This window comes from Streptomyces sp. NPDC056361, from assembly GCF_042262805.1.
In the GTDB taxonomy this organism is placed as follows: domain Bacteria; phylum Actinomycetota; class Actinomycetes; order Streptomycetales; family Streptomycetaceae; genus Streptomyces.
The window spans coordinates 1-22,980 of sequence record NZ_JBHJQI010000081.1; the positions used below are offsets into that span (position 1 = coordinate 1).

Consider the following 22,980-nt stretch of genomic DNA (forward strand, 5'->3'; position numbering starts at 1 on the left):
GGTCCGGACCGAGGAGGTCCGGACCGGCGTGGCGCGTGTCCGGGTGAGGGAGGCATTCCCCCATGAGTGACACGAGCAGCACGTACGGCACGGACACCGCGTCCGAGCCGCCGGTCGTCGTCGGCGTGGACGGGTCCGAGCACAGTCTGCGCGCCCTGGAGTGGGCACTGAGCGCGGCGGAGAGCCTGGGGGCTCCCCTGGTCGTCGCCCATGTGCGGTCCGACGCGCTGCAGCTGGGCGCGGCCCGGATCGCCTCCCTCGGCACGGCCCCGGAGCTCCCCGACACCGTCCTGAAGGGCGTGCGGAACGTCGTCGAGGAGCGCGGGCACTCCGCTCCGGTGCGGTACGCGTCCCTGGACGGGTCCGTGACCGACGCCCTGCCGGCCGCCGCGCGCGGCGGCCGGCTCCTGGTGACCGGCTCGCGGGGGCGCGGCGGCTTCGCGAGCCTGCTGCTGGGCTCGACCAGCCGGACCCTCGCGATGACCGCGCCCTGTCCGCTCGTCGTCGTGCCGCACGAGGCGCGGGCGGCGGCCCTGGAGGGCGGGGCGGAGGGGGGCCGGGTGCTGCTCGGCCTGCACACGGAGGAGACCCCGGACGAGGTGGTGGACTTCGCCTTCGAGGCGGCGCACCACCGGGGCGTCCCGCTTGAGGCGGTGACCGCGTTCCGGCTGCCCCCGCAGCCCGGCGCGCTGCTCGCGGCGCCGTCCCCGGCACTCCAGGTGCCGCCGCCGCTCCCGATGGCCGACGACGGCGCGGAGCTCGTACGGGAGGCGGAGCGGGAGCAGCGGAATCGGCTGCGGCCGTTCGCCGAGCGGTGGCCGGGGGTCGGTCTCGTCCCGGTGGTGGCGCCGGGGGACGCGGCGGGGCGGCTCGTGGAGGGTTCGCGGGACGCCGGCCTGCTGGTGGTGGGGCGGCACCACCGGCACCATCTGGGTTCGCTGCTCATCGGTTCCGTGGCGCACGCGGTGCTGCACCACGCGCACTGCCCGGTGGCGGTGGTGCCGTCGGCGCCGGGGGGCTCCGGCGGGTGACCGCGGACATGACAGTCCCCGGCGGTCCTGATCGGTTCGCGCGGTCGTCGGCCGTCGCCGACGGCTCCGTGCCCGACCGGCCCCGCCGGGGGCCTGGCCAGAGCCTGCTGAAAGGGTCACGCGGGCCTTCGAACGTCTTCGTAGGCGGGTGCGGCTCTCTCCGGTTGTCCGGTGTAAAACACGATTTTCCTCCTTTTTCCGCCCGATTCAAGAGGTTTCTCGCTTTTTGTTACGTGTCAGTGGTGCCTGGTACACAGGGGCCATGACCACCGAAGATCACGCCGCCACCGCCCGCCGCAACGTCGAGCCGCCGCCCGCCCAGGCCTCCCTCGGCGCGGGGGTCGTGGTCGTCGACGACACCGGCCGGGTCCTGCTCGGCCTGGACCCGTCCGGAGTGTGGGAACTGCCCGGCGGCAAGGTGGAACCGGGCGAGTCGATCGAGGCCGCGGTCGTCCGCGAGCTGGCCGAGGAGACCACGCTCGTCGCCGACCCCGCCGACGTCGAGGTGCTCGGGCTCGTCCTGGACGCGGTCACCTCGTCGCGGCTGACCAGGATGACCGTGGCGACGGTGGTGCGGACGTTCGGCGGGGTCCCCGCCGTGGCCGAGCCGGACAAGATCGACCGGTGGGAGTGGACGGACCCGGACCGGCTGCCGGCGGCGCTCTTCCTGCCCTCCGCGCAGGTGCTGCGGATGTGGCGCCCCGAACTGCCGCTGCCCGACGGACCGTTCCACCGGTACGCGATGGGGCGCCTGCCGCACTGACCCCGGGGACCGGCCGACACCGGCGGTCGATCACGCTCCGTCACCGAGCGGGGTCCGACGGCCCTGGTTAGCGTGGCTCACAGGAAACACGTCCTCGACCGGAAGAGAGAGTCACCGTCATGGCCGCACGACCTGAAGGCACGCCGGTCTGGACCGACGCCATGTTCACCGACGTCGAGGGCGCCAAGACGTTCTACAGCGAGGTGCTCGGCTGGACCTTCGGCGAGTCCTCCTCGGAATACGGCAACTACACGCAGGCCTACAAGGGCGACAAGGCGGTCGCGGCCGTCGTCCCGCCGATGCCGGGACAGGACGGTGAACCGCAGTCCGCCTGGTGTCTGTACTTCGCCTCGCCGGACGTCGCCGCCACGGCGGAGAAGATCCGAAGCGCGGGCGGCTCGGTCCTCATGGAACCGATGCAGGTCGGCGACTTCGGCTCGATGTGCATCGCGCAGGACCCGACGGGCGTGACGTTCGGCGTCTGGCAGGCCGGGACGCACGAGGGCTTCGAGCTGGAGGGCGAGACCGGCTCGTTCGCCTGGGCCGAGGTCTTCACCCGGAAGCCGGAGCAGTCCGACGCCTTCTTCACCGCCGTCTTCGGCTACGGCTCCAAGAAGATGAAGGACGAGAACATGGACTACCGGGTCTTCGACCTCGGTGGCGAACAGCCCGTGCTCGGCCGGATGAAGATGACGGCGGAGGACTTCCCGCCGGAGATCCCCCCGTACGTCCAGCTGTACTTCGCGGTCGACAACTGCGACAAGGCCGTCGAGAGGGCCGAGGCGGTCGGCGGGCGCAAGGTCTTCGGGCCGATGGACAGCCCGTACGGCCGGTTCGCCGCGATCCTGGACCCGCAGGGCGCCGCGTTCGCCGTCATCGACCTGCGCACCACGGTCGGCGACATGCCCGAGATGGAGTGACCGGTACGGAACCCCCCTTCACGCCTCCGCCCCGGGTCCCCATGGGCCCCGGGGCGGTTCCGTGCGGTCAGGAGCCGTCGCGGACGGCGACGATGCCGTTGAACACCCCCACGTACGCGGTGCCGTCGGGACCGATGGTGATCGGCGCCCAGTTGTTGTCGTACGCGAGGCCGGTGCCGGTGAAGCGCTTGAAGGCCCGCCGCCCGGTGCGGAAGTCGACGGCGGTCAGGTACCAGGCGTCGATGCCGAAGGCGTTGGGCTCCTTCTCGTAGAAGTACAGCAGCCCGTTCGCGGTGGAGAGCTTCGGGACGGTGGAGGGCGAGCGGACGTCGCTCTCCCAGACGGTGTCGCAGCCGCTGCCGTCGGCGCGGACGTCGATCCGGGTCGCGCCGCCGACGACACTGCGGCCGAGGGCGAGCGTGCTCGGGTTCTCGTATCCGTAGTTGTTCTCGACGACCAGGCTGTTGCCCCAGCTGATCAGGGAGTTGTCGGTGGTCGACGCCCCGGACCGGAAGACCGGCACCTTGCAGACGAGCCGCTCGCCGGCCGGCACGTCGGCCCCCCGCCGGTAGACGAGGACGTTCATGCGGTCGTCGGCGTTGTCGGTGATGGCGACGTACTGGTCCCGGTCGCCGAACAGGTCGGGCGTGGTGCCCGAACCCTGGTTCACCGAGCCGGGCTTGGTCCCGGTCCCCCGGTCGTACGCCTCGCGCCACCGCACGCGCGGGGTGCCGTCGGCATCGGTGCCGAAGGCGTACAGGGCGTGGTCGGTGACGACGGAGACGCCGTCCTCGGCGACGGAGAAGGAGTTCTGGATCTCCTCCCCGTCGAGCCGGATCGCGCGCAGGGCGCCCGTCGCCGGGTCGACGGTGCCGACGCGGCCGAGCCGGGTGACCCACCAGATGCGGCCGTCCCAGTCGGGCATCACGGAGGTGACGGGGTCGCAGACGCCGCTGGGGAAGAGGTTCGTCCACGTGACGCAGTCGTGCGGGACGAGGGAGGTGAGGTCCCAGTCGTCCTCGACGGCGAACTCCCACGCGCCGTCCGCCCGCTGGCGGTGCGCGATGCGCAGGACGTGCTGGCGCGAATCGGCGAGCACGACCCGGTCCCGGTCGTCGAGGTAGAAGTAGGCGCCGCCCGAGGTGTCCTTGAAGATCTTCTCGAAGTCGAGCCGGGTGACGGCCTCGACCGTGGAGGAGCGCTGCGGCAGCTTGTACTCGGCGAGGGTGTCCAGGGTGCGCGGGTCGAGCAGCTTCACCAGGAAGCCGCTGAAGGTGCCGCACACGGTGACGAGCCGGCCGCCGGAGTCGAAGGTGACGGTGGCGCACTCGCCGCCGACGGGTGCGATCCTCTCGCTGAGGACCTCGGGGTCGCGCCCGAGCGGCCCCGGGAAGGGATGGGTGCCGCTGCCGGCGCCGTCGGCGTGCATGCCGCTGCGCCCGTTCGGCGTGAGGTATGGGTGCTGGGCGGGCGCCCGCCCGGGAACGGGCCGCGCGGTCGCCGGCGCGCCCTCGTAGTGGTCGACGAGCCGGTGCCCGATGGCCAGGGGTATCTCCTCGGCCTGGGCGACGGGCGCCGCGCCCGCCAGGAGGGTCGCCGCGAGCGCGGTGACCAGCGCGAGCGCGCGTGTCCTCCCGCGGGACGGTGGGGTGGTCAAGGCTTCTCCTCGGGGTCCGTACGTGCGTCGCGCCGGCGCCCGACGCTAGGCCCGGGAAGCGGAGAAGTACATGCAACCGCCCCTGGTTTCATGCGCCGTTCACGAGGGGGAGTCAGGGATTGAGGCTGGAGACCACGTTGGCGGTGGCCGCGACGCCGTTGTGGATGGTGGGCGCCATGCTGGTGCCGGCCAGGAAGAAGCCGAGCAGGGCGCAGACGATCGCGTGGGTGAACTTGAGTCCGCCGCTGCGCAGGAAGATCACGGCCAGCACCAGCAGCAGCACCACGACAGAAATGGAAACGGCCATCGGGTTCACGTCCCTCCGTCGCCGCACCGGAATTGCGGCGTTCGGCGGACAGTGTGGCGGAATGGGCGGTCCGTCCGGGCGTATGGCGGGGCGGCCATACGGGTGGGATTCGGACGGACTCAGCCGCGCAGGGTCTCGGCGATGCCCGGCCGGCGCACCGCGTCGATCTCCGGGTCGGCGAGCAGTCCCGCGATCAGCGTCGCGTCGCCGAACACCTCGGTGGCGCACAGGTCCCAGTCGGTGAGGACCAGCCAACTCCCGTCGGCGGCCCACCAGGTGGCGGGAAACCGGAAGTCCGGCAGGTCGTCGTGGTGGGCGAGCGCGTCGCCGAGCCGGCCGCGCCGGGCGACGAGCGCTTCCCCCGGCCGCGTCGACACGGGTGCCTGCGCGGCTCCGCACGGGGTGTCCGCGCCCTTCGGGCCGTTCCGCACCAGGTGCTCGACGAGGCGGGCCAGGCACGCCCGGTCCATCTCCGCCGGGTCGGGCCCTTCGAGGTCGTCCGCGCCCGGCACGCCGTCGAAGACCAGGTACGAGAGGGTGCCGGGCCAGTCGGCCAGCCGACGGCCCGCCCGGGCGAGCACCTGGTCCCAGCGGAGCCGTACGGGACCGTCGTGGACGGTGTGGAGGATCCAGCAGCGGTCCTCGTAGCCGCTCCGGGGCTCGTAGCCGCAGTCGGCGGCGGTGAGGGCGGCGCGCAGGCCGTCGAGGGGGTCGTCCTCGGCGGCGCGGGTCCACTGCGGGCTCACGGGTGCTCCTCTTCGGGCAGGCAGTCCTTCCACTCCACCGTACGGTCGCACCAGCGGTGCAGCAGGGTGCGGTCGTGGCCCACGGCGAGGAGGCCGGCGCCGGTCTCCGCGCGGTAGGCCTCGACGGCGGCGACGAGGGCGGCCGTGGTGGAGGCGTCGAGCATGGCGGTCGTCTCGTCGCAGATCAGCCAGCGGGGTCGGAGGACCAACGCCCTTGCGAGGCAGGCTCGTTGGAGTTGCCCGTCGCTGACCTCGTGGGGCCGCCGGGCGAGCAGGTCGGGTGTGAGCCCGACGGCCGGGGCGAGTGCGGCGAGGCGCCCCGGGACCTCGGCACGGCGCCGTCCGGCGCGGAGTGGTTCGGCGATCAGGTCCGCGAGGGTCAGCCGGGGGTCGGCGGCGGTACGGGGCTGCTGGAACACCACGCCGACGGCGGTGCGCTGTTCGCGCGGGGCCCGGTGGCGCCAGGCCCGCACCTCGGTGCCGTCGAGGACGAGGCGGCCGGCGTCGGGCCGGTGCAGGAGCGCGGCGACCCGGGCGAGGGTCGACTTCCCGCAGCCGCTGGGGCCGAGGAGCCCGACGGACTCGCCGGGCGCGACGGTGAGGGAGGCGCCACGGAAGACGGGGGCGCGGCGGTCGTATCCGGCGGTGACGGCGTCGAGTTCAAGCACGGTGCTGCTCCGGGTGGTGGCAGGCCACGCCGGCCGCCGGCTCGGGCCGGGTGGCGCACAGGCCGGTGGCGCGGGCGCAGCGCGGGGCGAAGGCGCAGCCGTCGGGCAGGGCGGTGAGTTCCGGCGGCATGCCGGGGACGGGGGTGAACGCCCGGTCGGGCAGGGCGTCGAGGAGGCCGCGGGCGTAGGGGTGGCGGGGTCCCGCGGGGCCGAAGAAGCGGTGGGCGGGGGCGATTTCGACGATCCTGCCGGCGTACATGACGGCGACCCGGTCGGCGACGCGCGCGGCGGCGGCGAGGTCGTGGGTGATGAGGAGCAGGCCCCGGCCCTCGTCGACGTGGCGGCGCAGTTCGTCGACGGTGCGGTCGACGAGTTCGCGGTCGAGGCCGGTGGTCGGTTCGTCGGCGAGCAGCACGCGGGCGTCGCCGACGAGGGCGAGCGCGGTGGCGGCGCGCTGCGCCAGGCCTCCGGAGAGCTCGTGCGGGTACCGGTCGAGGTGCCCGGCCGGGAAGGCGGCTCGCGCCGCGGCGTCCTCGGCCGCCCGGCGGCGGGCACGGCGCGGGGCCGCGGTGAGGGCCCGTACGGTCTCCTCCAGTTGGGACCGCACGGTCCGCACCGGTGTCAGGTGCGCCGCCGGGCTCTGCGGTACGAGACCGACGCGCCGGCCCCGCACGGTGCGGGCGAGGGTCTTCTCGCCGGCGGCGAGCAGGTCGGTGGCTCCGTGGCCGTCGCCGGCCGCGAGGACCGCCGTTCCGGAGGCCTCGGCGTTGCCCGGCAGCAGGCCGAGCAGCGCGGAGGCCAGGACGGACTTGCCGCAGCCGCTCTCCCCGACGAGCGCGAGGCACTCCCCCGCCGCGAGGTCGAAGTCGGCGTCGCCGACGGCGGCGACGGTGCTCCCGCCGCGCAGCCGGAAGCGGACCGTGAGGCCGCGGACGCTGAGCAGGGCGTCCTCGGCCCGCTCGGCGGTGACGGCCTCCAGGGCGCGCAGGACCTTGCCGTGCACCGGGTTCACAGCGACAGCTCCGATCGGCGGCGTGGGTTGAGGTGGTCGCGCCAGGCGCCGGCGAGGCCGGCGAGGGCGAGGGTGGGGACGATGAGGAGGAGGCCGGGGTAGAGGGTGGGCCACCAGTGGCCGGTGAGGAGGGAGGAGCGGGCGTTCTGGACGAGGTTGCCGAGGCTGGCCTGGTGGCTGGGGAGGCCGAGGCCGAGGAAGGAGAGCGCGGATTCGTGCCACATGGCGTGCGGGACCATCAGGACGGCCGCGAGTCCGGCCTGCGGGAGGACGGCGGGCAGCAGGTGGCGGACGGCGACGCGCCACCGGGTGGCGCCGCCGGAGACGGCGGCGTCGACGAAGGGCCGGGTGCGCAGCGAGAGGACCTCGGAGCGGACGATCCGCGCGGTGGAGAGCCAGTGGGTGACGGCGACGGAGGCGATGACGGGCCAGACGCCGGGGCGGAAGAGGGCGACGACGAAGATGCCGAGGAGCAGGTGCGGCACGGAGGAGAAGGCGTCGACGAGCCGCATGAGCATGCGGTCGGTCCGGCCGCCGAGCGCGCCGGCCGCGGCTCCCACGGCGGTGCCGGCGACGGTGGCGACGAGGGCGGCGACGAGTCCCACGAGGAGCGAGATCCGCAGGCCGTAGACGCAGCGCAGGAGGAGGTCGCGGCCGAGGTCGTCGGTGCCGAAGGGGTGGCCCCAGGACGGCGGGAGGAGCTTGCGGGAGAGGTCGACGGCCTGTTCGTCGAGCTGGACGAGCGGGGGCACGAGCAGGACCGCGAGGGCGACGGCGGCGAGCGTCACGGCGGAGGTCCACAGCCGGACGCGGTGGGTGCGCGGGTCAGCCATCGAAGCCCACCCTCGGGTCGGCGAGCCCGTACAGCAGGTCGGAGAGGAGGTTGCCGAGGAGTACGGCTCCGGTGGCGAGGACGGTGAGCGCGGCGAGCAGCGGGAAGTCGACGGAGGTGGCGGCCGTGACGGTGGCGGCGGCGATCCCGGGCCAGCTGAAGACGGTCTCCACCAGCAGGGCGCCGGTGATGAGTTCGGGGACGCGGGAGCCGACGAGGGTGAGCATGGGCAGCATTCCGGAGCGGAGGGCGTGCCCGGTGAGGACGGTGCGTTCGCGCAGGCCGCGGGCGCGGGCGCCGCGGACGGGGTCCTCGTCGAGGGCGTCGCCGACGCCCTGGCGGACGTAGAGGAAGAACCAGGGCAGTTGGGAGATCCCGAGGACCAGGGCGGGCAGCACGAGGTGGCGGGCGACCTGGTCGGCGGTGACGGTGTCGTCGGCGGTGTCGGTGAGTCCGCCGGCGGGCAGCACGCCGAGCTCCAGGGCGAAGAACCAGACGGCGAGCAGGCCGAGCCAGTAGGCGGGGGCGGCTTCCAGGGTGTAGGCGGCGGAGCTGACGGCCCGGTCCAGGAGGCCGCCGCGGCGGCGTCCGGCGAGGACGCCGAGGAGGCTGCCGAGGGCGAGGGCGATCAGGAAGGCGGTGGCGGCGAGGAGGACGGACCAGCCGAGGCGTTCGCCGATGACGTCGGCGACGGGCCGGCGCATGACCGCGGAGTTTCCGAGGTCGCCGGTGAGGGCGGCGGTGAGCCACTCCCACCAGCGGGTGAGGAGGGGCAGGTCGGCGCCGAGGTTGGCGCGGAGCCGGTCGAGGTTCTCCTGGGAGGCGGTGAGTCCGGCGGTGCCGGCGTAGGCCTTGACGGGGTCGAAGGGGGAGGCGTCGGCGACGGCGAACACGGCGAAGGTGACGGCGAGGAGGACCGGGACGGCGGCCAGGGCGCGCCGGCCCGTCATCCGCGCCATGGCCCCCCAGGGGAGGCGTCGGCTCACCGCTTCGGCTTCCAGTTCTCGACGTTCCACCAGGGGCCGGAGGCGAGGCCGTGGTCGTGCGGTTCGACCTGGGTGTCCAGGCCGTCCCAGCGGTCGTTCACGACGTACAGGTGGTCGATGTGGGTGAGGAACGTGTAGCCGGGGTCCTTCGCCAGTTCGCGCTGGACGGTGTCGTAGGCGGCGCGGCGCTCGGCGGGGTCGTTCGTCCGGCGGCCGTCCTCCAGGGCCCGGTCGACGGTCTCGTCGGCGTACCGGGCCATGTTGTTGAAGCCGTCGCCGGCGAGGGAGGACTTGAGGAGCGGGTACTGGTCGAAGTCGGGGTCGCCGGGCGAGCCGCCGCCGGCGAGGACGGCGTCGGTCTTCATCCGGGGTTCGATGACCTCCCAGGTGCCGGCCTGGGTCGTGATGTCGATGCCGGCCTTCCTGGCGTCGGAGGCGTAGGCGAGGGCGTGGTCCTGCCGGAGCTTGTCGCCGGAGAGGTACCAGAGCGGGAACGCGGCGCGGACGCCGTCCTTGACGCGGAAGCCGTCGGGTCCGGGCTTCCAGCCGGCCGCGTCGAGGATCCTCTGCGCTCCGGCGAGGTCGTGGCGGCGTTCGGTGCCCTTCGCGAACCAGGGGCTGTCGGTGGGGACGGGTCCGTAGGCGGGCTTTCCGGCGCCTTCGAGGATCTTGTCGACCATGGCCTGCCGGTCGACGGCGAGGTCGAGGGCGCGGCGGACTGCGGTGTCACCGGTGACCGGGTGGTGGGTGGGGAGGGTGACGGTGCGGTAGTCGTAGGTCTTCGCGGTGTACGTCTTCCTCCCCGGGTCGTTCGCGAATCCGGCGGCGAGGTTCGGCGGCAGGACGGCCCCGTCGAGGTCGCCGGCGCGCAGCCGGGTGGCGCGGACGTCGTCGTCCTTGACGACGGCCATGGTGAACCGCTTCACCGCGGGCGCGCCGTCCCAGTAGGCGGGGTTGGCCGCGAAGGTGAGCTTCTCGCCCTTGGACCAGCCGGTGAGGACGTACGGTCCGGTGCCGATGGGCTCGGCGGTGAAGGGGCCGGTGTTGACGTCCTGCCGGGCGGCGACGTGTTCGGGGGCGATGGCGTGGACGGTGCGCTCGGCGAAGGGCGCGTAGGGGTACTTGAGGGTGAAGACGACGGTGTCGTCGCCGACGGCGCGGACGCTGCGGAGGGCGTCGAGTTCGGTGCGGGAGGGGTTGTTCGTCTTCGGGTCGAGGATCGTCCGGTAGGTGAAGACGACGTCCTTCGCGGTGAAGGGCGCCCCGTCGCTGAAGGTGACGCCGTCGCGGAGCGCGTACGTGTAGGTGAGGCCGTCGGCGCTGACGCGGGGCAGCTCGCGCGCGAGGGCCGGTTCGAGCTTCATGTCGGCGTCGAAGGCGAGCAGCCCGTCGAAGATCTTGGAGTTGCCGTCCTTGCCGTAGCCGAGGAGGGGGCTGAGGGTCTCGGGTTCGTGGGCGATGCCGACGACGGCGGAGTCCACGGGTCCGCCGGAGCCGCCGGCGGTGGCGCCGGGGTTCGAGCAGGCCGCGGTGGCGAGGGCGAGCACCCCCGTCACGGTCGCGGCGGTCGCTCGGCGCACGGGTCGGGCGGCCATCGGGTCCACACCCCTTTTGAAGATCGACTGTTATTGCGAACAGCTCGCAATTAAACAGCAGGCAAAAGGGGTGCAGACACCGGGGGCCCCTTACACGGAGGACCCTGCTCCGTTACGCGGGTGCCGGGAGGCCCACCAGCACGGCGACCGCGTCCTGGTGACCGCCCGCCGAACCGAGCGCGATCTGATCGGACTTGGCCCGCTTGAGCGCCAGGTGGGCGGGGTGCTCCCAGGTCATCCCGAGGCCGCCGTGCAGCTGGACGCACTCCTCGGCCGCGCGGACCGCGACCTTCGAGCAGTAGGCCTGGGCGACCGCCACGGTGAGCGGGGCGTCCGGACTGCCGGTCGCCAGGGCGTCGGCGGCGGCCCTGGCCACCGCCCTGGCACCGACGACGTCCAGCCAGAGCTGGGCCATCCGGTGCTTGAGCGCCTGGAAGGAGCCGACGGGGCGGTTGAACTGGTGGCGCTCGCGGGTGTGTCGGACGGTCTCCTCCAGACACCACTCGGCGAGCCCGAGCTGCTCGGAGGCGAGCAGGCCCGCCCCGGCCAGGAGGCCGCGCCGCACGGCCGCGCGCGCCGCCTCGGCCCCGGCGAGCCGGGTGCCGCTCCCCTCCGGAGCGGTGACCCGGGCCAGCGGCCGGGTGAGGTCGAGCGGCGTCTGCGGCTCGACCTCGGCCTCCGCGGCCGGGACGGCGTACAGGCCGTCGGCGCGCGGCACCAGGAGGACGTCGGCGGCGACGGCGTCGGCGACCCCGGTCATCGAGGGGCCGGACGGCGGCTCCGCGCCGGGCCCGGCCGAGAGGGGCACCGCGAGCACCGCGACCGTGCCGCCGCCCGCGACACGGGCGAGGAGCTCGGCGACGGCCGGGGAGCCGGTCCCGGCGCCGCCCTCGACCAGGGCGAGGAGGGTCTCGGTGGCCACCACCGCGCTCGTCAGGTACGGCACCGGGGTCACCGCGCGGCCCAGCTCCTCCAGCACGACGGCCGCCTCGCGGTGGCTCGCGCCCTGGCCGCCGAGCTTCTCGGGGACGAGGAGTCCGGCGGCGCCGATGTCGGTCGCGAGGGACGCCCACACGCCCGGCACGTACGGACGGTCCGCCTCGACGCGGTCGAGCACCGCCCTGTGGTCCGCCCGGTCGGCGAGCAGGGCGCGGACGGCCGCCCGCAGGTCGTCCTCGGTGTCGGAGTAGAGGAGGTCGGGAGAGTGCGTCATCGGGCGAGGTCCTTCCAGGCGACGTCCTTGTCGTTGCGGGGCTCCGGCGGCAGGCCGAGGACCCGTTCGGCGACGATGTTGAGGAGGACCTCGGTCGTGCCGCCCTCGATCGAGTTGCCCTTGGAGCGCAGATAGCGGTAGCCGGCGTCGCGGCCGGTGAAGTCGACCAGTTCGGGGCGGCGCATCTCCCAGTCCCCGTACAGCAGCCCCTCCTCGCCGAGGAGTTCGACCTCGAGTCCGCTGATGGCCTGGTTGAGGCGGGCGAAGCCGAGCTTCATCGCGCTGCCCTCGGGGCCCGGCTGGCCCGCGACGAGCTGCTGGCGGAGCCGCTCACCGGTGAACCGGGCCACCTCGGCGTCCACCCACAGGTCGAGGAGCCGGCGGTGCAGGTCGTGGGTGCGCAGCTCGGGGCGGTCGCGCCAGGTCGCGGCGAGCTTCCCGATCATGCCGCCCTCGCGCGGGATGCGGGCGCCGCCGATGGAGACCCGCTCGTTCATCAGGGTGGTCTGCGCCACGCGCCAGCCGTCGCCGACCTCGCCGAGGCGGTGCGCGTCGGGGATGCGCACGCCGGTGAGGAAGACCTCGTTGAACTCGGCCTCGCCGGTGATCTGGCGCAGCGGCCTGACCTCGACCCCGGGGTCGGTCATGTCGCACACGAAGTAGGTGATGCCCCGGTGCTTGGGCGCGTCCGGGTCGGTGCGGGCGATGAGGATGGCCCATCGGGCCACGTGGGCGCTGGAGGTCCACACCTTCTGCCCGTCGACCACCCAGGAGTCGCCGTCCCTGACGGCCCGGGTGCCGAGCGCGGCGAGGTCGGAGCCGGCGCCGGGCTCGCTGAAGAGCTGGCACCACACCTCCTCGCCGACCCACAGCGGCCGGAGGAAGCGGCGCCTGACCTCGTCGGAGCCGTGCGACAGGAGGGTGGGCGCCGCCATGCCGAGGCCGATGCCGATGCGGCGCGGGTCGTTGTCCGGGGCGCCCGCGGCGGCGAGTTCGGCGTCGACGACGGCCTGGAGCGCGCGGGGCGCGTCGAGTCCGCCGAGGCCCACGGGGTAGTGCACCCAGGCGAGTCCGGCGTCGAAGCGCGCCTTCAGGAAGTCGGTGCGGTCGGTGGTGGCGGGCGGGTGCTCGTCCAGCAGCCGCCCGACGAGGGAGCGGAGTCCGTCGGCGTCGGTCATGCGCGGGCTCCTTCCGGGAGGACGACCAGGCGGCCGGTGGTGGTGCCGTCGGCGACGCGCTGCACGGCGTCCGCCGCGCCCGCGAAGGGGACGCGCTCGCCGATGAGCGGCTTGATCAGGCCCTTGGCCGCGTAGGCCGTGAGGGTCTCGTGGCAGCGGCCGATCGACGCCGGGTCCTTCGCGGCGTACAGGCCCCAGTGGAGGCCGAGGATCGAGTAGTTCTTCACCAGGGCGTGGTTGAGGGCCGGGGCGGGCACGGTGCCGCTCGCGAAGCCGACGACCACGATCCGCCCCTCGAAGGCGACGCACTTGGCGGACTGCTGGTACGCCTCGCCGCCGACCGGGTCGTAGATCACGTCGGCACCCCGGCCGCCGGTCGCGGCCTTGACGGCGGCGACGACGTCCTCGGAGCGCCGGTCGATCACGAGGTCGCAGCCGAGGGCGCGGGCGACGGCCGCCTTCTCGGGGCCGCCGACGACGCCGATCACGGTGGCGCCGGCGGCCTTGCCGAGTTGGACGGCGGCGCTGCCGACGCCGCCGGCCGCCGCGTGGACGAGGAGGGTCTCGCCCTCCTGGAGGGCGGCGCGGCGGTGCAGGCCGAACCAGCCGGTCTGGTAGCCGACGTGGAGCGCGGCGGCCTCGGCGTCGTCGAGCGCCTCGGGCGCGGGGAGCAGCCCGGCGGCGTCGGCGAGGGCGTACTCGGCGAACCCGCCGTGCGGGAGGGCGGCGGTGGCGATGACCCGGCGGCCGTCCTCGGTCTCGGCGCAGACCTCGACGCCGGGGGTGAAGGGCAGCGGGGGCCGCACCTGGTAGTGGCCGCGGCAGAGCAGCGCGTCGGGGAAGTTGACGTTCGCGGCGCGGACCTTCAGGAGGACCTGGCCGTCTCCGGGCACGGGCGGCTCCACCTCCTCGCGGCGCATCACCGCGCCCGGTTCGCCGTTCTCGTACACACGCCATGCCTGCATCCGGAATGCCTCCTCCGTACCGAGCGGTCGGTGGCATACTAAGCGGTCGCTTGCTCCGGAGGGAACGGGTCAGCCGGACTTCTTGGGGCGCGCCCTGACGTGCATCCGCTCTCCCTGCGGCCCGAACAGGCTCAGGAACTCCACCGGCCCGTCGGCCGTCGGCCCGAACCAGTGCGGCACCCGCGTGTCGAACTCGGCCGCCTCCCCCGCCGTCAGGACGACGTCGTGCTCACCCAGCACCAGCCGGAGCTTCCCGGAGAGCACGTACACCCACTCGTACCCCTCGTGCACCCGCGGCTCCGGGGCCTCGTAGGGCTTCTCCTGGATCACCTTGTACGCCTGGAGGCCGCCGGGCTGCCGGGTCAGCGGGAACATCGTGCGGCCGTGGCGCACGATCGGCTTCGCCTTGACCCGGGGGTCGCCCACCGCCGGGGCGCCGACCAGCTCGTCGAGCGGCACCTGATGGGCGCGGGCGAGCGGCAGCAGCAGTTCCAGGCTGGGCTTGCGCCGCCCGGACTCCAGCCGGGAGAGGGTGCTCACGGAGATGCCGGTCGCGGCGGACAGTTCGGCCAGGGTCACTCCACGGTCGCGGCGGACCCGGCGGAGCCGGGGGCCCACTTCGTTCAGCACGGCGTCGATGCGGTCGTCTTCGGTCATCCGTCCAGTGTTGCAGAACCGGCAACATTCCTTGCCGACCAGGCCCGCCCTCACCGACGCTCGACCCCATGGACACACGAACGAACGACAACGACGGCAGCCACGAGGTGGTGGTGGTCGGCGGCGGCGCGGCCGGCCTCAGCGCGGCACTGGTCCTCGGCCGGTCGCGGCGCCGGACCCTGGTGGTCGACGCCGGCGAGCCGCGCAACGCGCCCGCCGCGCACATGCAGGGCGTCCTGTCCCGGGACGGGACGAGCCCGGCGGAGTACCTGGCGGCCGGGCGGGCGGAGATCGCCGCGTACGGGGTGGAGTGGCGGGCCGGCCGGGTGACCGGCGCCGCGCCCGACGGACGCGGCGGCTTCACCGTCGACCTCGCGGACGGGACGTCCGTCGGCGCGCGGCGGCTCGTCGTCACGACCGGCCTCGTCGACGAGGACCTGCCGGACGTCGAAGGCCTCGCCGACCGGTGGGGGCGGGACGTGCTGCACTGCCCGTACTGCCACGGCTGGGAGGTCCGCGACCGTCCCTTCGGCGTGATCGCGCACCCCGAGTCGCCCGCCCACCAGGCGCTGGTGGTCGCCCACTGGTCGAAGGACGTGACCCTCTTCCTGCACACCGCCGCCGAACCGTCCGCACGGGACGCGGCACTGCTCGACGCGGCCGGGGTCGACGTCGTCCGGGGCGCGGTGGCGGGGCTGGTCGTGACGGACGACCGGCTCACCGGCGTGCGGATGGCCGACGGACGGATCGTCCCCCGCTCCGTGGTCTTCGCCGCGGCGGCGCGCCTCGCACCGCGCGACGGCGTCCTGCGCCGCCTGGGCGCCGAGCTGCGGACGACGCCGTTCGGGGAGTTCGTCGCCGTCGACGAGACCGGCCGGACGAGCGTGCCCGGCGTGTGGGCGGCCGGGAACGTGACGGGCCCCCACGAGCAGGTGGTCAACGCGGTCAGCCGGGGCTACCGGGCCGGCGTCGCCGTCAACGGCGAGCTGCTGCTCGCCGACCTGGAGGCGAAGGCGGCCGGTCGGCCGACCGGATGAACCCCCGCGGCTGCGGCTGCGCCCTCCCGGCGGAAGGACGAGGATCGGCCAAGGTGGCCACATTCGGCCGACTACGACGGAAGGACGGAACACCTCCCATGCTCGGTACGCAGTTCACCCAGGGCTCCCCCAGCTGGATCGACCTCGGCAGCCCCGACACCGGGGCGGCCGCCGCCTTCTACGGCTCCGTCTTCGGCTGGGACTTCGAGTCCGCCGGTCCCGACGCCGGCGGCTACGGCTTCTTCCGGCAGGACGGGATGACCGTCGGCGCCCTCGGCCCGCTCACCGAGGAGGGCGCGCACAGCGCCTGGACGGTGTACTTCCAGACCCCGGACGCCGACGGCACCGCGAAGGCCGCCGAGGACGCCGGCGGCACCGTGCGCGTCCCGGCCTTCGACGTCATGGAAGCCGGCCGCATGGCCTGCCTCACCGACCCGGGCGGCGCCGAGTTCGCCGTCTGGCAGCCGGCGGCCGTCCGGGGCCTGGAGCGGACCTCGTCCGCCAACACCCTCGTCTGGGCCGAGCTGCACGTCGCCGACCCGGAGTCCGTACTCGGCTTCTACCGCACCCTGTTCGGCTGGCGCTGGGCGGAGATGGAGGCACCCGGCATGACGTACCGGGTGATCTCCACCGCCGACGGCGACCTGGAGGACGCCTCGTTCGGCGGCGCCGCCGAGCTCCAGGGCCCGACGCCGCACTGGGTGCCGTACTTCGCGGTCGAGGACGCCGACGCCATCGCCCGGTCGGCGCAGGGCAACGGCGGCTCGGTCCTCATGCCCGCGGCCGACATCCCGGACGTCGGCCGGATCGCCTGGCTCGCCGACCCCTTCGGCGCGACCTTCGCGGTCCTGAAGCCCGCGCCGATGGGCTGACCGCCCGCCGGGGCGGCCGGGCACGGCAGCACCGGCTTCACCCGCTCCGGCACACGGTCCGTCAGCGGGTTCCGGCGCACGGGGTCCGTCAGCGGATTCCGGCGCACGGGGTCCGTCAGCGGGCGAACAGCTCGAAGGTCACCGCCGGACGCCCGCCGAACCGGTCCGCCGCGCGCCCGGTCGCCGAGGTGAGGAACGACCGGACGTACTCCTCCGGGTCCTGGTCCGTCAGGCCCTCGATGTACGCGCGGTGACAGAGCAGCGAGCGGATCGCGCGGTCCAGGCCCGGGCCCGCGTCGACGGCGTGCGTCGGGGTGGCGGACGCGGCCACCGCCACCCAGCGCACCCCGTTCCAGGGCTCCAGGCCCTGCTCGGTCAGCTCGGGGAAGATCCAGCGGTTGCCCGCGTCGGCGGCGGCGTCCAGGGTGGCGCGCCCGACGGCGAGGTGGTCCGGCGTGTTCCAGGGGGCGCCCGGGCCGCCGCCCCAGGTGTCGCGGTGGTTGAGGGTGAGGACGAGCTCCGGGCGGTGGCGGCGGATCGCGGCCGCGATGTCGCGGCGCAACCCGAGCCCGTACTCGATCACCCCGTCGCGGTGGCCGAGGAACTCGACCGTGTCCACGCCGACGACGGCGGCGCTGTCCCGCTGCTCCCGCTCGCGCAGCGGCCCGCAGACGTCCGGGGCGAGCGCGTCGATGCCGGCCTCGCCGCGCGTGGCGAGGACGTACACGACCTCCTTCCCGGCGTCCGTCCACTCCGCGACGGCCGCCGCGCAGCCGTACTCCAGGTCGTCGGGATGGGCGACCACGGCGAGGGCGCGCTGCCAGTCGCCGGGCATCTCCGGAAGGTCCGCGGCATCGGTGTCGATCATGACCGCAGGATACGGGCCGCGTCCGCCGCCGTCGGGCGGAACGACCCGGAGAGGATCACCGACCGCGAGACGTGCCGGGGGCGGTCGGGGTTGAGGCCGCGCCGGGACGCGAGCGCCACGGCGAGCCGCTGGGCGCGGACCAGCGCGGCGACCGGATCGATGGCGTCGGCGGCGAACAGGGCGCCCGTGGACTCCACTTCCTCCCGCAGGCCCGAGGGCGCGGGACCGAGGCACCACACGAGGCTGGCCCGGTCGCTGATGCTGATCGGGCCGTGCCGGTACTCCATCGCCGCGTACGACTCCGTCCACACGCGGGCCGTCTCGCGCAGTTTGAGGGCCGCCTCGTCGGCGAGCCCGACGGTCCAGCCGGTGCCGAGGAAGGTGAACTGGCCGCGCCGCTCCCAGAGCGCGGGCAGCCGCTCGTACAGGACGAGTTCGGCGTCCGCGATCGACGGTCCGAGGTCCACCCCGAGCCCCGCGCGCAGGAGTTGGAGGGCCGTGGTGGCGAACCGGGTCTGGACGACGGAGCGTTCGTCGGCGAAGCCCAGGTCGACGATCCGGTCGGCCAGCCGCCCGGCGGGGCTCTCCGGCGCCCCGGTGAGGACGAGGGCCGGGACGCGGCCGGCCGCCGCGGCGAGCAGGTCGACGACCTCCGTGGTCGTGCCGGAGCGGGTGAGGGCGACGATCCGGTCGTAGCCGCGGCCCAGCGGGGTGGTGTCCGAGGCGGGGAAGGCGTCGGTCTCCCCCGCCCCCAGGGACTCGCGCAGGGCGGCGTAGGCGCGGGCGATGAAGTACGAGGTGCCGCAGCCGACGACCGCCACGCGCTCGCCGCGGGCCGGCAGCAGGTCGCCGTGCCGGCCGGCGACGTCGGCGGCGCGGCGCCAGCAGTCCGGCTGGCCGGCGATCTCCGCGCTGACGTGGGTGCTCATGTCCGGGTCCTCTCCTCGCGGGCTCCCCTCACGGGGTCCGGACCGAGTTCTACCGGCATCCGTCGGGAGCACACCATGTGCATCGGGTGGTCACCGCTTGGACTTTTGCGCGGCGGCGCCCCGCCCGGTCAGGCCTCGCCGCGGGCCAGTGACAGGAGCCGGTCGAGCACGCGCGGCCCGCCGGCCCGCACCCCGTCGTGCTCGAACTCGTCGGTCACCCAGGTCCGCAGTCCGCGCACGGCCCGCGCCGTCTCCAGGGAGTGCGCGGTGTCCACGTACATGTCGTCGTGGTAGACGGCGGCCGCGACCGGGACCTTGTTGGCGGCGAGGCGCTCCGGGTCGTAGAGCGGTGTCCAGTCGTCGCGTTCGGCGAGCCGTTCGGCGGTCTCGCGGAGCGGGCGCAGGGCGGGGTCGGTGGTGAAGTGCCAGGGGTGGACGGTCTCGCCGGTGAAGAGGAGCGGCGCGCCGGACGCGAGCGCCGCACGGGCGTCGAACTCGGGGTACTCCGCGCGGACGCGTTCGGCGGCCCAGCCGGTGGGCCCCCGGCCCTGGGCGTAGATGGCCTCGTGGAGCACGGCGTAGAGCGGGTGTCCCGCGTACGAGAGGTGCGCCTGGACCTGTTCCAGGAAGGCGTCGGCGAGCGCGGGGCCGGCCGGGGTGGGGACGAAGGCGCCCTCCAGGAGCAGGTGGAGCTGGTGGGTGCCGTCACCGGAGCCGAGGAGGATGCCGAGGGACTGGAAGGCCTCGGCGGTGAGGAGGCCGCCGCCGGGCAGGGTGACCTCGCGGTCGAGGAGGTGGGCGACGATCGCGCGGGCCCGTTCGGCGTCCTGCGGGTAGCGGGCGAAGTGGGCTTCGTTCTTGCTCCGGACGCGGGGGTAGGCGGCGCGGTAGACCTCGTCCGCGGTGGCGTCCAGCGAAGGCAGGCCGCCGGTGACGAGGACGGTGTCGAGGCCTTCGGGCGCGGTGGAGAGGTAGTGGGTGGCGCAGAAGCCGCCGAAGCTCTGGCCGAGGACGGTCCAGGGGGCGCCGCCGGTGAGCCGGCGGCGGATCAGCTCGCAGTCCTTGACGATGGAGTCGGCGCGGAAGTGGGCGAGGTAGTCGGCCTGCTCGGCCGGGGTGCCGCGGAGGGGCAGGGTCTGGCGGTTGGCGGGGGTGGAGCGGCCGGTGCCGCGCTGGTCGAGGAGGAGGACGCGGTACTCCCGGACGGCCCGGCCGAGCCAGGCCTGCGGTCCGATGAACCGGCGGGCGCCGAAGCCGGGTCCGCCCTCCAGGTAGACCAGCCAGGGCAGCCGATCGCGGTCCTTCCCCTCCCGTCCGCTCGCGACGACCTCGCGGCCGTAGACCTCGATCCGCTCGCCGTCGGGGCGTGCGTGGTCGAGGGGGACGGGGAATCGGTGGTCGGTGAGGACGAGTCCCGGCTGCCGGTAGGTGGTCACGCTGTGCCTGCTCCTGTTCGGTACGCCCCCCGCGAGGACAGTGGATCACACGGCGGGGACGTACCGGAGCCGGGAGGCCTCGGGAGGCCCGGAGTGTCAGGAGGTGGGGAAGTCGTCCGCGCTCCTGATCCGGTCGCGGACCCGGACGCCGGCGGGCTTGCTCGTCGAGTCCGATCGAAGAGCAGGGGTGCGGAGCGGGCCGCAAGGGTCGTGGCAGGAGACGCCGTTCGGCGGGTTGGACGGCGGTCGGCCCGCGTCAGCGCGGAAGGAGGCCCTTCTCGACGAGATAGTTCCGCGCCACGTCCTCCGGAAGCCGCCGCCAGCTGTCCACCCGCTCGTTGAGAAGCGCCGGATCGGCCGTGGTCAGCACCGCGTTGAGCCGGTCGAGGGCGCCCGTGACACCCGCGCTCCCGGCGCGGGCGCGGTTCACCACCGGCACCACGAAGTCGGCGTTCTGGAGCTTCCTGTCGTCGGCGAGCAGCACGAGTCCGAAGTCGTCGAGCGTGGCGTCGGTGCTCGTGGTGAGCACCAGCTGGGCCCGGCCGCTCTGCACCGCCTGCTTCGACGGGGTGGTCCCGACGCCCTTGGGATCGACCGAGGTCACGTCGATGCCGTAGACCTTCCTCAGACCGGGGGCGCAGTACGGCCGCCGGACGCACTCGTCCCCGGCCGCGAGGCGGACCGGGAGCCGGGCGGCGCCGAGGTCGCTCGGCGTCGTCAGGCGGTGCTCGGCCGCGTAGGCCGCGGAGCCGGGCGGAGCGGTGACCGCGTCCCGGTCCTCCAGGGACGGCCCCTCGGCGCAGCCGCCCGCGGCTCCGGCGAGCGCCAGGAGGCAGACGGCGAGGGCGGCGGCGCGGACCGCCCCCATGCCCCGCTCCCGCGCGCCCCGGCGGGGGCCAGGCGCAGGGCCCCCTCGAAGATCCCCTCCACCAGGAGCGCGAGCACCGCGACCAGGAAGGCCCCGGCGACGACCTGCGGGGTCGAGGTGAGGTTGAACCCGGCGGTGATGATCCGGCCGAGTCCTCCGCCGCCCGCGAGCGCGGCGACGGTGGCGGTGGCCACCAGCTGGACGGCGGCGATCCGCACCCCGGTGAGGATCAGCGGCAGCGCCAGCGGCACTTCGACCCGGACGAGCGTCTGACGGCCGGTCATGCCCATGCCCCGGGCGGCCCGTACGACATCGGCGTCGACCCCGCGCATCCCCACGTACGCGTTGGTCAGCAGCGGCGGCACGGCGAACAGGACGAGGGCGATCACCGTCGGCCACTGCCCGTGCGTACCGAGCGGACCGAGCAGGAGCAGCACGAGGACGGCGAAGGTGGGGACGGCCCGGCCGGCGTTCGCCAGGTTCACGGCCAACGCTCCGCCCTTGCCCAGGTGGCCGAGGACCAGCGCGACCGGCAGCGCGATCAGGCAGCTGAGCAGCAGGCAGACGACCGTGAGGAAGAGGTGCTCCCCGAGGCGGTTCCAGACCCCGTTCTCGCCCGACCGGTTCGCGGCGGTGGTCAGCCACGACCAGGCGTCGGCGAGGGCCGTCACGAAGCCCGCCCCCGGGTCCACGGCGTGAGCAGCCGCTGCGCGCCGAGCAGCAGCACGTCGGCGACGACGGCGATGACGACGCACAGCGCGGACGCGGTGAGGACCTGCGCCTTGAAGTAGGTGTTCATCCCCGCCTAGATGAGGTTCCCCAGCCCGCCGTGGCCGACGATCGCGCCGATCGTGACCAGGGAGACCGCGGACACGGTCGCCATCCGGAGCCCCGCCATCGCGGCGGGCACGGCCAGGGGCAGTTCGACGGCGAGGAGCAGCCGGACCGGGCCGTACCCGAGTCCGCGCGCCGCCTGCCGGGTCTCCTCGGGCACGGCGCGGAGCCCCGCGAGGATGTTCCGGACGAGCAGGGTGAGGGAGTAGAGGACGAGCCCCGCCACGACGAGGGCGGCCGACAGGCCGTACACGGGCAGGAGCAGCGAGAACATCGCCAGTGCGGGGATCGTGTACAGCACGGTGGTGACGCCGAGCACCGGCCCCGCCGCCCACCGCCGGCGGCGCGCCGCGACCGCGAGGGGCAGCGCGAGCAGCAGGCCGAGGGCGACGGACGCCCCGGCCAGTTCGACGTGCTGGACGACCGCGTCGGCGAGGATCCCGCTCCGCGTGGAGACGTACTCCCCGCAGATCCACTCGTTGCGGGCGAGGCAGTCGTCGGGCGGCGCGGTCACCCTCCCATTCGAGACGGCCCGGGGGCACCGCGCACGCCCGGCCGGGCCGTTCGGGGGCGGGGCGGTCCCCCGTCGCCGAGGGAGGTCAGGGGGCGATCGGCAGCTGTCGCTTGTGCTCGGTGAGCTCGTAGCGGCGGACGATCGTCGCGTAGGCGGCCTCCGCGACCGGCTTGCCCTCCAGGAAGTCGTCGATCTCGTCGTACGTGACGCCGAGCGCGTCCTCGTCGGCCTTGCCCGGGTCGAGGGTCTCCAGGTCGGCCGTGGGGGTCTTCCACACCAGCTCGGCCGGGGCGCCCAGCTCGTCGGCGACGGCACGGACGCGCCGCTTCGTCAGACCGGTGAGCGGGACGACGTCGGCGGCGCCGTCGCCGAACTTGGTGAAGAAGCCGGACACGGCCTCGGCGGCGTGGTCGGTGCCGACGACGAGGCCGTCGTGGGCACCGGCGACCGCGTACTGGGCGATCATCCGCTGGCGGGCCTTGATGTTGCCCTGCACGAAGTCCTGGTGGTGGGCGTCGCGGAAGGCGACACCGCCGGCGAGGCCGGCCTCCAGGGCCGCGTCGCTCGCCGCCTTGACGTCGACGGTGAGGACCCGGTCGGCGCGGATGAAGCCGAGGGCGGTCTGCGCGTCCTTCTCGTCGGCCTGGACGCCGTACGGCAGCCGCATCGCGTAGAAGGTGGCGTCGTGGCCGGCGGCGCGGGCGCGCTCCACGGCGAGCTGGCAGAGCCGGCCGGCGGTCGTGGAGTCGACGCCGCCGCTGATGCCGAGGACGAGGGAACGCAGGCCGGTCGAGGTGAGCCGCTCGGTGAGGAAGGCCACCCGGCGCTCGATCTCGGCAGCCGGGTCGAAGCCGTCGGACACCTGGAGGTCCCGGGCGATCTGCTGCTGGAGGGCGGTGGGCGCCGGGTCGGTCACGGAGGTCTCCTCGTCAGGGGCGGTCGGCGGCGGACCGGGGTGTTCGGGACGTACGGGATGTACGGGGCGGGCCCACCGGGTGTACGGCGTGCACCGGGGTCGACTCTACGCGCCGCGCCCGAGCGGCCGGCCGACGCGTCCGGGTGCACGGCGGTGGGCCCCCGGTCCACGGAGGG

At 74.5% G+C, this 22,980-nt stretch carries 21 protein-coding genes and 3 pseudogenes; 5 read left to right on the plus strand and 19 right to left on the minus strand.

What is annotated here, in order from left to right; genetic code table 11:
- The first annotated feature begins 62 nt into the window (after positions 1–62).
- From ACFCY7_RS24665 to ACFCY7_RS24675, 3 genes are all read left to right on the plus strand, one after another.
- A complete protein-coding gene (locus ACFCY7_RS24665; RefSeq protein WP_376488217.1) occupies positions 63–1,031 on the plus strand; it encodes a universal stress protein in 969 nt (322 codons plus the stop codon).
- A 262-nt stretch (positions 1,032–1,293) separates the two neighbouring features.
- Positions 1,294–1,794, plus strand: a complete 501-nt coding sequence (locus tag ACFCY7_RS24670; protein WP_376488218.1) for an NUDIX hydrolase — start codon at positions 1,294–1,296, stop codon at positions 1,792–1,794.
- 119 nt (positions 1,795–1,913) lie between these two features.
- A complete protein-coding gene (locus ACFCY7_RS24675; RefSeq protein WP_376488219.1) occupies positions 1,914–2,714 on the plus strand; it encodes a VOC family protein in 801 nt (266 codons plus the stop codon).
- Between the two features lie 67 nt (positions 2,715–2,781).
- Here the strand turns inward: ACFCY7_RS24675 and ACFCY7_RS24680 are convergent, their stop codons facing one another.
- The 12 genes from ACFCY7_RS24680 to ACFCY7_RS24735 all read right to left on the minus strand — a co-directional run bounded on the left by ACFCY7_RS24680 (position 2,782) and on the right by ACFCY7_RS24735 (position 14,530).
- On the minus strand, positions 2,782–4,371 hold the full coding sequence (locus ACFCY7_RS24680) for a hypothetical protein (protein WP_376488220.1): 1,590 nt from the start codon (positions 4,369–4,371) through the stop codon (positions 2,782–2,784).
- A gap of 112 nt (positions 4,372–4,483) precedes the next feature.
- Positions 4,484–4,678 (minus strand): hypothetical protein, encoded by a 195-nt coding sequence (locus ACFCY7_RS24685; protein ID WP_376488221.1) that lies wholly within the window; start codon positions 4,676–4,678, stop codon positions 4,484–4,486.
- A gap of 119 nt (positions 4,679–4,797) precedes the next feature.
- Entirely contained in the window at positions 4,798–5,424 is a 627-nt protein-coding gene (locus ACFCY7_RS24690) for a hypothetical protein (RefSeq protein WP_376488222.1), read from the minus strand.
- Positions 5,421–6,092, minus strand: a complete 672-nt coding sequence (locus ACFCY7_RS24695) for an ABC transporter ATP-binding protein (protein ID WP_376488223.1) — start codon at positions 6,090–6,092, stop codon at positions 5,421–5,423. Before ACFCY7_RS24695 ends, ACFCY7_RS24690 begins: the two co-directional genes overlap by 4 nt.
- A complete protein-coding gene (locus ACFCY7_RS24700; RefSeq protein ID WP_376488250.1) occupies positions 6,085–7,095 on the minus strand; it encodes an ABC transporter ATP-binding protein in 1,011 nt (336 codons plus the stop codon). The genes ACFCY7_RS24695 and ACFCY7_RS24700 overlap by 8 nt, the downstream gene beginning before the upstream one ends.
- Positions 7,096–7,100: 5 nt before the next feature.
- Positions 7,101–7,937 carry an ABC transporter permease gene (locus ACFCY7_RS24705; protein WP_376488224.1) on the minus strand — a complete coding sequence of 279 codons (837 nt, stop codon included), beginning with the start codon at positions 7,935–7,937 and terminating at the stop codon, positions 7,101–7,103.
- Positions 7,930–8,922, minus strand: coding sequence for an ABC transporter permease (locus ACFCY7_RS24710; RefSeq protein ID WP_376488225.1), 993 nt, complete (start codon positions 8,920–8,922; stop codon positions 7,930–7,932). Before ACFCY7_RS24710 ends, ACFCY7_RS24705 begins: the two co-directional genes overlap by 8 nt.
- A complete protein-coding gene (locus ACFCY7_RS24715) occupies positions 8,919–10,517 on the minus strand; it encodes an ABC transporter substrate-binding protein (RefSeq protein WP_376488226.1) in 1,599 nt (532 codons plus the stop codon). The genes ACFCY7_RS24710 and ACFCY7_RS24715 overlap by 4 nt, the downstream gene beginning before the upstream one ends.
- A gap of 112 nt (positions 10,518–10,629) precedes the next feature.
- The gene (locus ACFCY7_RS24720; RefSeq protein WP_376488227.1) at positions 10,630–11,730 is read right to left on the minus strand and encodes an acyl-CoA dehydrogenase family protein; all 1,101 of its coding nucleotides are present in this window, start codon (positions 11,728–11,730) and stop codon (positions 10,630–10,632) included.
- Positions 11,727–12,908 (minus strand): acyl-CoA dehydrogenase family protein, encoded by a 1,182-nt coding sequence (locus ACFCY7_RS24725; protein WP_376488228.1) that lies wholly within the window; start codon positions 12,906–12,908, stop codon positions 11,727–11,729. Before ACFCY7_RS24725 ends, ACFCY7_RS24720 begins: the two co-directional genes overlap by 4 nt.
- On the minus strand, positions 12,905–13,873 hold the full coding sequence (locus tag ACFCY7_RS24730) for an NADPH:quinone oxidoreductase family protein (protein ID WP_376488229.1): 969 nt from the start codon (positions 13,871–13,873) through the stop codon (positions 12,905–12,907). The genes ACFCY7_RS24725 and ACFCY7_RS24730 overlap by 4 nt, the downstream gene beginning before the upstream one ends.
- A gap of 69 nt (positions 13,874–13,942) precedes the next feature.
- Positions 13,943–14,530 (minus strand): helix-turn-helix domain-containing protein, encoded by a 588-nt coding sequence (locus ACFCY7_RS24735; RefSeq protein WP_376488230.1) that lies wholly within the window; start codon positions 14,528–14,530, stop codon positions 13,943–13,945.
- 68 nt (positions 14,531–14,598) lie between these two features.
- Here ACFCY7_RS24735 and ACFCY7_RS24740 point away from each other — a divergent pair, with 68 nt between their 5' ends.
- Together ACFCY7_RS24740 and ACFCY7_RS24745 are read left to right on the plus strand one after the other, a co-directional pair.
- Complete coding sequence (locus ACFCY7_RS24740) at positions 14,599–15,567, plus strand: NAD(P)/FAD-dependent oxidoreductase (RefSeq protein WP_376488231.1); 969 nt, start codon at positions 14,599–14,601, stop codon at positions 15,565–15,567.
- Positions 15,568–15,665: 98 nt separating this feature from the next.
- A complete protein-coding gene (locus ACFCY7_RS24745) occupies positions 15,666–16,439 on the plus strand; it encodes a VOC family protein (RefSeq protein ID WP_376488232.1) in 774 nt (257 codons plus the stop codon).
- A 115-nt stretch (positions 16,440–16,554) separates the two neighbouring features.
- Here the strand turns inward: ACFCY7_RS24745 and ACFCY7_RS24750 are convergent, their stop codons facing one another.
- From ACFCY7_RS24750 to nadE, 7 genes and pseudogenes are all read right to left on the minus strand, one after another.
- Complete coding sequence (locus ACFCY7_RS24750) at positions 16,555–17,307, minus strand: PIG-L deacetylase family protein (protein ID WP_376488233.1); 753 nt, start codon at positions 17,305–17,307, stop codon at positions 16,555–16,557.
- Positions 17,304–18,236 carry an SIS domain-containing protein gene (locus tag ACFCY7_RS24755; RefSeq protein ID WP_376488234.1) on the minus strand — a complete coding sequence of 311 codons (933 nt, stop codon included), beginning with the start codon at positions 18,234–18,236 and terminating at the stop codon, positions 17,304–17,306. Before ACFCY7_RS24755 ends, ACFCY7_RS24750 begins: the two co-directional genes overlap by 4 nt.
- Before the next feature lie 128 nt (positions 18,237–18,364).
- Complete coding sequence (locus ACFCY7_RS24760; RefSeq protein WP_376488235.1) at positions 18,365–19,672, minus strand: alpha/beta fold hydrolase; 1,308 nt, start codon at positions 19,670–19,672, stop codon at positions 18,365–18,367.
- Between the two features lie 256 nt (positions 19,673–19,928).
- Positions 19,929–20,417, minus strand: a pseudogene (locus ACFCY7_RS24765) (glycine betaine ABC transporter substrate-binding protein); the annotation flags it as partial.
- Between the two features lie 134 nt (positions 20,418–20,551).
- A pseudogene (locus ACFCY7_RS24770) lies at positions 20,552–21,211 on the minus strand (ABC transporter permease); the annotation flags it as partial.
- Positions 21,208–21,888 (minus strand): annotated as a pseudogene (locus tag ACFCY7_RS24775) (ABC transporter permease). The pseudogenes ACFCY7_RS24775 and ACFCY7_RS24770, both read right to left, overlap by 4 nt.
- 85 nt (positions 21,889–21,973) lie before the next feature.
- Positions 21,974–22,804, minus strand: coding sequence for an ammonia-dependent NAD(+) synthetase (gene nadE, locus ACFCY7_RS24780; protein ID WP_376488236.1), 831 nt, complete (start codon positions 22,802–22,804; stop codon positions 21,974–21,976).
- Positions 22,805–22,980 lie beyond the last annotated feature (176 nt).

Bases quoted from the DNA above. Each gene is read 5' to 3' on its own strand.
- ACFCY7_RS24665 (WP_376488217.1), top strand. From the start codon at position 63: ATGAGTGACACGAGCAGCACGTACGGCACGGACACCGCGTCCGAGCCG.
- ACFCY7_RS24670 (WP_376488218.1), top strand. From the start codon at position 1,294: ATGACCACCGAAGATCACGCCGCCACCGCCCGCCGCAACGTCGAGCCG.
- ACFCY7_RS24675 (WP_376488219.1), top strand. From the start codon at position 1,914: ATGGCCGCACGACCTGAAGGCACGCCGGTCTGGACCGACGCCATGTTC.
- ACFCY7_RS24685 (WP_376488221.1), bottom strand. From the start codon at position 4,678: ATGGCCGTTTCCATTTCTGTCGTGGTGCTGCTGCTGGTGCTGGCCGTG.
- ACFCY7_RS24705 (WP_376488224.1), bottom strand. From the start codon at position 7,937: ATGGCTGACCCGCGCACCCACCGCGTCCGGCTGTGGACCTCCGCCGTG.
- ACFCY7_RS24715 (WP_376488226.1), bottom strand. From the start codon at position 10,517: ATGGCCGCCCGACCCGTGCGCCGAGCGACCGCCGCGACCGTGACGGGG.
- ACFCY7_RS24720 (WP_376488227.1), bottom strand. From the start codon at position 11,730: ATGACGCACTCTCCCGACCTCCTCTACTCCGACACCGAGGACGACCTG.
- ACFCY7_RS24725 (WP_376488228.1), bottom strand. From the start codon at position 12,908: ATGACCGACGCCGACGGACTCCGCTCCCTCGTCGGGCGGCTGCTGGAC.
- ACFCY7_RS24730 (WP_376488229.1), bottom strand. From the start codon at position 13,873: ATGCAGGCATGGCGTGTGTACGAGAACGGCGAACCGGGCGCGGTGATG.
- ACFCY7_RS24735 (WP_376488230.1), bottom strand. From the start codon at position 14,530: ATGACCGAAGACGACCGCATCGACGCCGTGCTGAACGAAGTGGGCCCC.
- ACFCY7_RS24740 (WP_376488231.1), top strand. From the start codon at position 14,599: ATGGACACACGAACGAACGACAACGACGGCAGCCACGAGGTGGTGGTG.
- ACFCY7_RS24745 (WP_376488232.1), top strand. From the start codon at position 15,666: ATGCTCGGTACGCAGTTCACCCAGGGCTCCCCCAGCTGGATCGACCTC.
- ACFCY7_RS24750 (WP_376488233.1), bottom strand. From the start codon at position 17,307: ATGATCGACACCGATGCCGCGGACCTTCCGGAGATGCCCGGCGACTGG.
- ACFCY7_RS24755 (WP_376488234.1), bottom strand. From the start codon at position 18,236: ATGAGCACCCACGTCAGCGCGGAGATCGCCGGCCAGCCGGACTGCTGG.